Genomic DNA, 10,934 nt, shown 5'->3' on the forward strand with positions numbered 1-10,934 from the left:
ATCTGGCCGTTCGTGTTCGTGACCGCGCCGGCCGTCGTAACGTTCACGTTGCCGTTCGAATTCGTGACGTTACCGATAAAGCCGCCGCTGTTGTCGAGCGAGTTCCCCTGGACATGCAGAGATGCACCACTGAGCTGACCGCCCTGCGTATTGCTGATCGACGCGGCGCTGACCGTCACATCGCCGTTGCCGGTAATCGCGCCCATACCCGCTACGCCGCCGGCGTGGCTGTTGGCGATCTGGCTATCGCCTTGCACGGTCATCTTGCCCACGCCGAGATCGACAATGGCCCCGTCCGCGTTGTCGATCGAGGCCGATTGAATGGCGAGCGTGCTAGCGTCGCCTGCTGTCGACTGCCCGGCCTGAACGTGGCCGCCTTGGTTTGACAGGGCGCCGCCGCTCTTCAACGACAGCGATGCGTCTGATCGCAGCAAACCCTGCGCGTTGTTTACGTCGCCCGCGATCGTGGCGTTGAGGCCACGCTGTGCGGCGAGGATACCGCTCGCATTGTTCCAGGTAGCCGCGTTGACGATGGCTTGTCCCTTCGTCACGATGGTGCCAGCCGCGTTGTTCAGCGCGCTGGCTCCGTTGCCCGGCGCGATCGTCAGCGTGCCCACGCCGGCATGCGTAATGGTGCCGCCTGCGTTGTTCAGCTCGGCCGGCGTGAGCGTCAGGTCCGTGCTGTTGGTCTGGATCACGCCGGCGGCCGAGTTGTCGAGTGTGCCGCTGACGTTCATCCCCATCGCCGACGATCCATACTGGGTGATCGTACCGCCGTGGTTCACGAGGTTGGCAGTCGTCAGCGCAAGCTGATTGGCCTCGAGCTTGCCACCACTGTTGTCGAGCGTGGAATCGGCAGTGACCGACAGGTTCGGTGCGACGATCGAGCCGCCCTGATTCGTCATCAAGCCCGTTCGGATCGTCGCATTCGTGCTGGCGCCGATCTGGCCGCGATCGTTCGACAGCGTGCCGCTGGTGACACTCACGTCGGTGTTCGACAACAGCTTGCCGCTCGCATTGTTCAGCGTTCCCGCGACGGTTGCCGTCAGTCCATTCTGCGCGTTGATCGAGCCCGATGTGTTGTTCAGCGCGCCGGTTTGCGCGACGACGCGCCCGTTGCTCGCGATCGAACCGCCTACGTTCGACACCGAGCCTGAACCGTTGCCGAGCGTCAGCGTGCCGTTGCCCGCATGCGTGATCGTGCCGCCATCGTTGACAAGCGCGGCAAGCGCGAGCATCAGATCGGTACTGTTGGTTTGCAGCGTGCCGCCATTCGAGTTGTCGAGCGTGCCCGACACGTTCACGCTCATCGCGCCCGCGCCGGTCTGCGTGATCGTGCCGCCGTGGTTCACGAGGTCGGTCGCGTTCAATGACACTTGGCTCGCCTGCAAGGTGCCCGCGCTGTTGTCGAGCGTTGTTCCACTGATCGTTGCCGTCTGGCCGGCGATCGAGCCGCCGTTGTTGACCAGGCGCGCGCCCGCGTCGACGGCCACCTTTTGCGCAGCCTGCAGCGTGCCGCTGCCGTTGTCGACCGACTGGCCCGATACCCGCAGATTCGTGTTGGATGTAATTGCGCCGCGATTGACAACGTTTGCGCCTTGGACCGACACATCGCCATTGCCGCCGATCACACCGCCTTGCGCGCCGTTCGCAGTGGTGCCCGCCGCATTGGTCAACTGGCCGCTCGCCGTCACCGACAGGCCATCACCGTTGAGCGACGTAATTCGGCCCGCCGTATTATCCAGCGACGCACCGGCCACCGTCATGCCGGCCGCGCTTTGCAGGGTGCCCTGGTTGTTCGCGATGGTGCCGCCACGCACGTCAGCCGTGCTTTCGGATACCAGTTCGCCGGACTGGTTGGCGATTTGGCCGGCGACATTCACCGACAGCGGGCCTTGTGACGATACCTTCCCGCCCTGGTTCGACAGATTGCCACCGGTCAGCGTTGTGCCACCACCGCTCGACAAGCTGCCGTGATCGTTGATCACGGTGCCCGATGCGTTCGCCTGAATGGCGCCTTGCGCGCTCGTCGTCGCGTTCGACAGGTTCACGTCGCCGGCTGTCGCGTTCAGCGACAGATTGCCGTTCGCCGCCGTCTGGCTGCCGGCGAGATTCACGCTGCCGCCTGTCAGTGACGCATTGCCGCCCGCCACATTCTGGCCGGTCGCGGTCAGTTGGCCCGACGCACTCAGATTCAGGTCGCCGCTGTGCGTGACGGAACCGTCGTTGTTCACGCCGGCGCCGAGCATGCCAGTCGAGTTGACGCTGCCAGCGTTGACGGTTGTATTTTGCTGCGCTGCGAGCGTGCCGCTGTTCGTGAGATCGGCACTTGTGCTGGCCGACAACGACTGCTGCGCATACGTCGTGCCACTGTTCTGGATGCCGCCCGCGGCCGACAGCGCGAGGTTGCCGCTCGCGGTCGTCTTGCCCGTGAGCACGAGCCGGCCATCCGATTGCAGCGTCAAATCGCCTGCCTGCGCCGCGATCGTCCCGGCGTTCGCAACACCCACGCCTGCGGAGTTGCCAACCAGAAACACCCTATTGGCATACATGCCACCTAACTGAGCTACGTCAATCGCGACAGCAGGCGCAGGACCGTCGCCGGCAATCTGCGTCGCGGCAAGCGTGTCGTGATTAACCTGATTCGTACCGGTAATTACATTGAGATTCTTCGCATAGATCGCGGCATTAGCCTGTACAGCACGGGCGATAATGTCAGTCTGATCAACATTCGAGGTGTCGAGGCCCGCACCTTGCACGGTCACGAGGCCGCGATTAACATTGAAGCCCGTCAACGATCCGTCCGCGCCAAACTGCGGCACGCCAGTTGTCAGGACCGCACGCGAGGTATTGATGAACCCGCCACCGTCCACGACGATACCGGCAGGGTTGGCCAGCACGATCTCCGCACGGCTTCCCGCTATCTCGACGTACCCTTTGATCTGGCTGGCCGCCGTGCTGTTAACCTGGTTGACGATGATGCGCGCCGCCTGCCCCGCGCTCAGGTTCGGATTGCCGTTGATATAGCCGGCCTGCTGCGTGTTGACGATCGTCGGCGAGTTGTTCAGGATCGCGCCAGCATGCGACACGTCAAACTGGTTGTAGGTGTTCAGCGAAACGCCAGCACCACCCGGCTTGTTGATATTCACTTGCGGCAGGCCGTTGGGCGTCTGGATTACCGATGGTGCATTCGGCCCCGCTCCGACGATTTGTGCGTGCACCCACATCGGCATCGCGCCCGCGGCAATCAGCGCAGCAAATGCCGCAAAACGTAACGCGAACTGCGTCACTACATGCACACCGCTGCGATCGAGGGTACGCCGCGTTTCACCTGCGCTTGCTTTCCCCGCTGAGCTGGCCGTTTCTTCCACTGCGACCAACATACCGTGCACGCGGCTGAACACCAGCCGATAATGGTTTTTATTCATAACCTTGGTCTACTCGCGATTTTCGTTCGATCCGTCCTCACGGCCTCGAACATCGCATGGAATCTAATTGAAACCGTGGAAAGGCAGCGTCAAAGACTGTCAACCGTTGCCGAGATGCGACGGACGAAACAACTCCTTCGCTCGATTACTGCCATATCAGTCTGACTATCTCGATATTTTGGATAACCACATACTCTGTCGACCGCAAATATCGACGGCATTGTTAATCGCAATCCGCGCGAATCTTACCTCACGCATCATCTCAAAAACATCCCGGACAGAATTGCGAGGTCGAATCGGTACTCGACGAAGAATTTACTTTCTTTCAACCACATATCACCTTCCTGAGTATGGCCAGCTACGGCCGCTCCGTCGATGCATTTCCGCATCGGCGCACTTCGCTCAGGAGTTTCCGTGATCTCTGATCCCCCTACCTTTGTGCTGATCGGGCTGGGCCTCGCGCTCGTCGCCATGTTCGCGGTGGGTTTCTATTGGCTCGCTACCAAGGACCGGCCGGCACGCCGACACGCAGCTGTTGCGCCCCCGCCGACTCACAACGCTGTCGACCCGCGTTCCGTCGACGTCGATGAATTCGACGAATGGGAGGCGTTCGCGCCGTATCCCAACCACGCACTTCACGCCGCGCATGAAGCCAACGCCGAATCGGTCAATAGCTATCCGCCGTTCGGTCGGCGTGAAGAGCCCGCCCATGCGGCCCAAGCGACCGACGCACGCCACGATCTGCACGACGCGATCGAATCGTTGATGGGTGAACCGGACAAGCCGGCGCCGCCCAAGCCTGCCACTGCGTCGTCATCCGGGCCGACGATTCGTTGTCCACGCTGCCTGTCATCGCGCATCGACACACGCAATCGCGCCCGCAAAGCTGGCAGCACGATCGGCAGCGTTGCAGGGGCGACGGGTGGCATGGCCGCCGCGCTCGCTGGCGCGGAGACCGGTGCGGTCGTTGGCTCAATCGCCGGACCACTCGGCACGGTCTTCGGCGGGCTCGCCGGTGCGGTAATTGCCGGCCTCGTCGGCAGCGCCGCGGGCTGCGCGGCCGGATCTGCTGTTGGCGCAGCAATCGATGACAACGTGCTGGACAATCACCACTGTCTCGCCTGCGGTCACGCGTTCAGTACCGCGCAGAACTAAACGGTTCACCTCACTCCCCTCTCGCTGTTCTCCCCTCAATTCTCTTTCCGTCCGGCGCTCGCCGGACTGTATGCCCTCGTCTTTATTCAAGGAGCGACCATGCATCTCGTTCAAACAATGGCTTACGTCGGAGCCGAACCCTGGCACGGCCTCGGAAACAAACTCACCCCGAAACAACCTCTTGAAGTCTGGAGACGCGCCGCCGGCATGGACTGGCGGATCGAAGAAGCTGAAGTGCGTTTCGTCGCTGCGGGCAATCGGAACCTCGGCTCAATTCACGCATTTCCCGAACAGAATGTCTTGTACCGATCGGACACCAAAGCACCCTTGTCCGTTGTCTCTGCACGCTATCAGGTCGTGCAGCCCGAAGAGATTCTGGAGTTCTATCGCGACCTGACGGAGATCGGCGGTTTCCAACTTGAAACTGCAGGAATCCTCAAAGATGGCCGAAAACTCTGGGCGCTCGCTCGTACAGGACAGTCCTGGGCCCTGAAAGGTAAGGATGAAATCAATGGCTATCTGCTGCTCGCCACGGCGTGCGACGGCACGCTCGCCACGACGGCGCAGTTCACGTCGATCCGAGTGGTCTGCAACAACACGCTGCAAATCGCCTTGGGAAACAACGCCGGCACGATCAAAGTCTCGCATCGATCGCAGTTTGATGCAGCCGCTGTGAAGCGACAGCTCGGCATCGCCGTTTCAACATGGGACGCCTTTATGGTCCGCACCAAAGCCCTGTCCGAACGCAAGGTGGCGGACTCGGCGGCCGAAGCGTTCCTGCGCCGTGTGCTGACCTACTCGACCGCCAATCTCCCGGATCGCGAAACAGTCGCGGTCAACGAGCGCGCGATCAAGGCAGTGGGCCAGCTCTATGGCGGACATGGAAAAGGCTCGGATTTGGCTTCGGCGTCGGGTACGGCGTGGGGTCTTCTGAACGCAGTGACAGAGTACGTCGATCACCATCGCCGCGCACGCACTGACGATCACCGCCTCGACGCCGCCTGGTTCGGGGCAGGCGCGACATTGAAACAGAAAGCCTGGGAGGCGATGAAGCTTGTCGCATGACGAAGCCCATACCACCCCTTGCCGTCGACTTGCGCATTCAGATTCCGCGCGGAGCAGGGCTACGATTCGGCGACCGTTACGCCACGATCCTGCAAATCAAACCTCAGGGTACGACTGTCCATCTCGGAAACGGCAAGCTCGTGACGTTCGCGTACGACGCATTGCAAGACGCCATTCGCCGTATCGGTTCCGAATAGCGCGCGCCCAACCCATCACCTCTCGCCCGGTCAGATTCGCTCTGCCGGGCTTTTTTGTTTTCGGAGCAAACCATGACGACACCTCACCCTGAACCACCCCGTGCACGTAAGCCCGCACTGAAGCTCGTCAAGACACAAGAACTGAGTCGCGACGACTGGCTCGCCGTGCGCCGAACCGGCATCGGCGGATCGGATGCCGCTGCTGCGGTCGGCCTCAACCCCTACATGAGCGCACTGGAATTGTGGCTCGACAAAACCGGTCGTGCCAACGGCCTTCCTCGTCCCGATCCGGACGATACGACGTCGCCGACGTACTGGGGCACGCTGCTCGAACCCATCGTTGCAGCGTCGTACACGAAGCAGACCGGCAACCGAGTTCGACGCGTGAACGCCGTGCTGCGGCATCCCTCGATCCCCTTCATGTTGGCGAACATTGATCGCGAGATCGTCGGCGTTCCGGACGTACAGATTCTGGAATGTAAAACGGCCGGCGAGTTCGGTGCACGGCTCTGGCGAGAAGGCGTGCCCGAGTACGTGCAGATCCAGGTCCAGCACCAGTTGGCCGTCACCGGCAAGACAGCGGCGCACGTCGCCGTGCTGCTCTGTGGTCAGGCGCTCGAAGTGCATCGGATCGATCGCGACGATGCGCTGATCGGGCGCCTGGTCGAACTCGAAGCGCGGTTCTGGCGGTTCGTGGAAACCGATACGCCCCCGCCGGCTGACGGTTCGGAGTCGGCCGACCGTGCGCTGCGGCACCTGTATCCGGGAAATGGCGAAACGGTCGACTTCAGCGATGACCATCGCCTGTCGGCCGTGTTCGCCGATCTGGTTGCCGTACGTGCCGAGATCGAGACGCGCCAGCAGCTCGAAGCGCAGTTCAAGCAAACGCTCCAGCAGGCCATGGGTGACGCAAACCGGGCCGTATTCCAGACCGGCGCCGTGTCGTTCAAGCGCAGCAAGGATTCGTCTGGCGTCGATCTGGCGCGACTGCTGGCCGACCACCCCGAGTTCGAAACGAAGTACGCCATCTCGAAGCCGGGTTCCCGGCGTTTTCTCGTTTCCACCTGATTCCAATCCCCATGACCAACCTCGAATGTCTCACGGAGATCATGACGTTCTCGCGATACGGCGCGCTCGCACAAGCGTTCGTGATGGATGCGCTCAGCAAGCATGCCGAGCGGGTTGCGACGGTGCCACTCGACCAGTTGCAAGCGCAATTCGGCGTTCATCCAATGATCAGCGCTCAAGCCTGGCAAGGCGTCTCTCGCGAGATCCACGACAAGCTCGAAGCACATTTTGCCCGGTAGCCAGCGCGACAACGCGCAATCGTATTCCTCCACTTCATCTATTCAGCTTAGAGGCCATCATGCTCAAAGGTCTTGCTATCACCCCGCCCGTTGTCGGGCGCATCTCCATCGGTCGCATCGTCGAGAAAAACGGCAAGCGTATTCCCGAGAAGGACGACCAGTTCACGCTCACCACCCAGGTACAACAGCGTGGCGAGTGGATGTTGCATCCACTGAATGAAACGCTGCGCAAGGCGGCGTCCGGCAAGCTCCGCGCGATTCCGGTCCGCATGCTCTTCAACGATCCGGATCTCAACCTGCGTGCCGACTACAGCCTGTTCGACCGGGACACCGGGCGGCCGGTGTGCGTCGGCAACGGGGAAACGTGTCGTCGCGCGGGTGACGCCGGTATCGAAAACCTACCCTGCCCGTCGCCGGACGGCTGTGCCTTCGCGCGCCAGGGCGGTTGCAAGCCCTATGCGCGACTGAATGTGATCGTTGGCGACGAAGACGAGATGGGTTCGTTCATCTTCCGCACCACCTCGTACAACTCGATTCGCACCCTTGCCGCTCGGTTGCACTACTTCCGTGCCGTGTCCGGCAACCTGCTCGCCAGTCTGTCGCTGGAGCTTCGGCTGCGCGGAAAATCAACGACGCAGAGCTATCGGTCCGCAATCTATTACGTCGATCTAGGCGTGCGATCGGGCAGTACGCTCGAAGACACGCTGATGCAGGCGCGCGAACTCGATGCGCGGCGGCGAGCGGCAGGGTTCGATCAGGCCGCACTCGACGCGGCAGCACGGTCTGGCTTCGCGAATGGCGCGTTCGAAGACAGTCCTGACGAACGCGCCGCCGTGGCCGAGGAGTTCTATCCCGAGTCGGCGGGCCATCCGGATACCGGAAGCGGCGGCGATACCGGTCAATCCGCGACGCTGCGCGACAAGCTCGAGCGCAAAGCCGTGTTGCTGGGCGGCAAGGCGGCATGATGCGGTCGTCTCGCTGGATACTCGCTCTGGCGATGTCGGCCACGGCCACTGCGCTGAGCCTGTCCGTATTGGCGGGTTGGCAACGGGGTGGCACGTGGCCGGAACGCCTCATCTGGATCGCGATCGGCGTGGTGCTCGTTACGAGCGCGCATCTGCTGCCAGCGCTCGTCCGAGGTAAGCCATTTGCCGTCCGGGCGATTGGCAGCCTGTTGTGGTTGGCCTGCATGGCAACCGCTTGCTACGGCCACGTCACCTTCTTTCTGCTGGCCCAGCAGCACGCGGGTATCCGAAGGGTAGCCACTGCAGTCGCCGCCCGGCCCTCGCCGCCGCGTAGCCTGACAGTCGTCATGACCGACCGGGCCACGATCACGCAGCAGCTCGCGATGATCGACGCACGACGATGTCGTCGTGACTGCGGGATGCAGGAGGCGCGTCGTGTAACGCTGGTCGCGAAACTGGACGCGCTAACCGCAGAAGCTGACGAGGTGCGACACGTCGAAGCCGAACGCGATCGAGTCACCGGTCAGCGCGACGCGTTACTCGTCGATCCGGTCACGTCGCGACTCGCGGCGTTACTCGGTGCGACGACTGCGCGTGTCGATCTGCTGTCGGGGTTGACGTTCGCGACCGTACTGGAAAGCGTCGCCTGTTTGCTGTGGGTCATCGTGCTCGGGCGCTCTTCTGCCGAAGCGACGTCCCGTGACGCGACTCCCATGGAAATCCCGGTCGTCGCAGCCATGACTACGGCGGTACCCACAGTCGCGGCGGCAAGTTCGATGATGGAAACGGGTGAGACCGTTAGTCGCAATTTATACGATCCGAATGAGAGGCCGTCGATCGTGACACGGCCTGACGACGCGGTGACTCGACTCGCGCACGACGTTGCGGCCGGTCTGGTCCGTCCCACCGTCGCAGACATCCGTGTCCACCTCGGCTGTTCACAAGCCAAAGCATTGGCACTTCGCCGGCGACTGGCCGAACTCAATCTGCCGGCATAACCCGGGCTTTCGCCCGGCATCCTTTTCCTAATCCCTTCGGACGTCCTGACCTGCCCCCTACAAACAGGGCCAGCCGGAGTCTAGTAAAGTTCGTTTTCGGAGAAGAAGACGAACATGAAGAAGCGCTTTACGGAACAGCAAATCATCGGGTTTCTGAAGGAAGCCGAGGCCGGTATACCGGTCAAGGAACTGTGCAGGAAGCACGGGTTCAGTGATGCGTCGTTCTACACCTGGCGTGCGAAGTTCGGCGGCATGGAAGTCTCGGAAGCCCGCCGGCTCAAGGACCTCGAGGTGGAGAATGCCCGGCTGAAGAAGCTGCTGGTCGAAGCAATGCTCGATATGGAAGCGTTGAAGGTCGTCGTCAAGGGAAAGCCCTGAGCCCGCAAGCCAAACGCGAAGCAGTGTCGGCGATTCGGAAGAAGGTCAACATCTCCGAGCGCCGCGCCTGCCGGCTTGTCGGGCTTTCTCGCAGCGTGCTGCATTACGACGCGAAGCCGGACCACGAGAATGAGGTGCTAGCGGCGCGTCTGGTGGAGTTGGCGCAAGAACGTCGTCGATTCGGCTACCGTCGACTGCACGCCTTGGTGAAACGCGAAGGCACGCACGCCAATCACAAGCGCATCTATCGCCTGTACCTTGAGGCAGGGCTGGCTGTGCGGCGCCGTCGCAAGCGCCAGGGCGTCATGATTGAGCGCGAGCAACTGGCATTGCCGGGCGCCCCCAACGAGGTGTGGTCAATCGATTTCGTGATGGATGCGCTTTCCAACGGCCGGCGCGTGAAGTGCCTGACCGTCGTCGACGACTTCACGAAAGAGGCTGTCGACATCGTCGTCGACCATGGCATCTCAGGTTTGTATGTCGCTCGGGCATTGGACCGCGCAGCTCGCTTCCGTGGCTATCCCAAGGCGGTGCGAACAGACTAGGGCCCCGAATTTACAAGCCCCGCGCTTGACCAGTGGGCGTATGCGAACGGCGTCGCTCTGAAATTGATTCAGGCGGGCAAGCCAACGCAGAATGCGTACATCGAATCGTTCAACGGCAAGTTCCGCGACGAATGCCTTAACGAGCACTGGTTCACGACGCTCGCGCATGCTCGGGCAGTCATCGCGGCATGGCGTCAGGACTACAACGAGCAAAGGCCGCACAGCGCACTGAACTACCTTGCGCCGTCAGAGTTTGCGGCGAAACATCGGGCAACCGCGGATGCTCCTGCCGTTTTCCAGGAGTTGGTTTAAAGGGACTTTGCTAGAAGCCCATTGGCCCTATTGAAGGGGGCAGGTCACCTGTTCCTGCTGTCGCAAGCGTTAGTGATCTGGCTATGCAAGGGCTCTGAAACTGTGGAAAGAGTAGATCGGCAGGTAGCCTGAAGCCGATCCCACGGGGCACTCCAGCATGCGTGCGTGCGGACCCTACCTAGCATCATGCACGCTCAACACTGCGCTCCATGCTGCCGAGCACTCTTCCCCTCGGGCCCGTAGCTCAGTTGGTCAGAGCAGTCGACTCATAATCGATTGGTCGCCGGTTCAAGTCCGGCCGGGCCCACCACATGAACATCAATACGAACTCGACTGGCCGGTGCCACTCAAAGAAGCAATCACATACTTGAAACATCGTCCCATGAACACCCCTACCATCCACGAGTTGCAGAAACAGCTCGGTCAGTTGAACCTGCTAGTTGTGAAGCTTCAATAGGTTGTATAGATGGTTCATCCGGACTGAGTCTGGGAGACTGGAAGTCGCCAAACACCCAACCTTCCAGGAACCCAGCCGGATGAACACCCATAAGAATGCCCGACTCACTTTCGCACGTCGACTTGAG

7 protein-coding genes, 1 tRNA gene and 2 pseudogenes are annotated in these 10,934 nt (G+C 61.6%); 9 read left to right on the forward strand and 1 reads right to left on the reverse strand.

Annotation, left to right across the window (positions count from 1 at the left end; genetic code table 11):
* Nucleotides 1-3,428 (reverse strand): annotated as a pseudogene (gene bcpA, locus ACTJLD_RS41240) (contact-dependent inhibition toxin BcpA); the annotation flags it as partial.
* A 414-nt stretch (nt 3,429-3,842) separates the two neighbouring features.
* Here bcpA and ACTJLD_RS41245 point away from each other — a divergent pair.
* The 9 genes and pseudogenes from ACTJLD_RS41245 to ACTJLD_RS41285 all read left to right on the forward strand — a co-directional run bounded on the left by ACTJLD_RS41245 (nt 3,843) and on the right by ACTJLD_RS41285 (nt 10,660).
* Nucleotides 3,843-4,583, forward strand: coding sequence for a hypothetical protein (locus ACTJLD_RS41245; protein WP_322077552.1), 741 nt, complete (start codon nt 3,843-3,845; stop codon nt 4,581-4,583).
* A gap of 99 nt (nt 4,584-4,682) precedes the next feature.
* A complete protein-coding gene (locus ACTJLD_RS41250; protein ID WP_091924303.1) occupies nt 4,683-5,648 on the forward strand; it encodes a DUF932 domain-containing protein in 966 nt (321 codons plus the stop codon).
* Nucleotides 5,645-5,845, forward strand: coding sequence for a hypothetical protein (locus ACTJLD_RS41255; protein ID WP_440661779.1), 201 nt, complete (start codon nt 5,645-5,647; stop codon nt 5,843-5,845). Before ACTJLD_RS41250 ends, ACTJLD_RS41255 begins: the two co-directional genes overlap by 4 nt.
* Before the next feature lie 72 nt (nt 5,846-5,917).
* On the forward strand, nt 5,918-6,913 hold the full coding sequence (locus tag ACTJLD_RS41260; protein WP_091924295.1) for a YqaJ viral recombinase family nuclease: 996 nt from the start codon (nt 5,918-5,920) through the stop codon (nt 6,911-6,913).
* An 11-nt stretch (nt 6,914-6,924) separates the two neighbouring features.
* Complete coding sequence (locus ACTJLD_RS41265; RefSeq protein WP_091924290.1) at nt 6,925-7,152, forward strand: hypothetical protein; 228 nt, start codon at nt 6,925-6,927, stop codon at nt 7,150-7,152.
* A gap of 59 nt (nt 7,153-7,211) precedes the next feature.
* Nucleotides 7,212-8,117 carry a recombination directionality factor gene (locus tag ACTJLD_RS41270; RefSeq protein ID WP_091924286.1) on the forward strand — a complete coding sequence of 302 codons (906 nt, stop codon included), beginning with the start codon at nt 7,212-7,214 and terminating at the stop codon, nt 8,115-8,117.
* Entirely contained in the window at nt 8,117-9,115 is a 999-nt protein-coding gene (locus tag ACTJLD_RS41275) for a hypothetical protein (protein WP_440661780.1), read from the forward strand. The genes ACTJLD_RS41270 and ACTJLD_RS41275 overlap by 1 nt, the downstream gene beginning before the upstream one ends.
* Before the next feature lie 114 nt (nt 9,116-9,229).
* Nucleotides 9,230-10,350, forward strand: a pseudogene (locus tag ACTJLD_RS41280) (IS3 family transposase).
* Between the two features lie 233 nt (nt 10,351-10,583).
* Nucleotides 10,584-10,660 (forward strand) — tRNA-Ile (locus tag ACTJLD_RS41285).
* Nucleotides 10,661-10,934: the final 274 nt, after the last annotated feature.

The organism is Burkholderia sp. 22088, from assembly GCF_052045915.1.
GTDB lineage: Bacteria > Pseudomonadota > Gammaproteobacteria > Burkholderiales > Burkholderiaceae > Burkholderia > Burkholderia cepacia.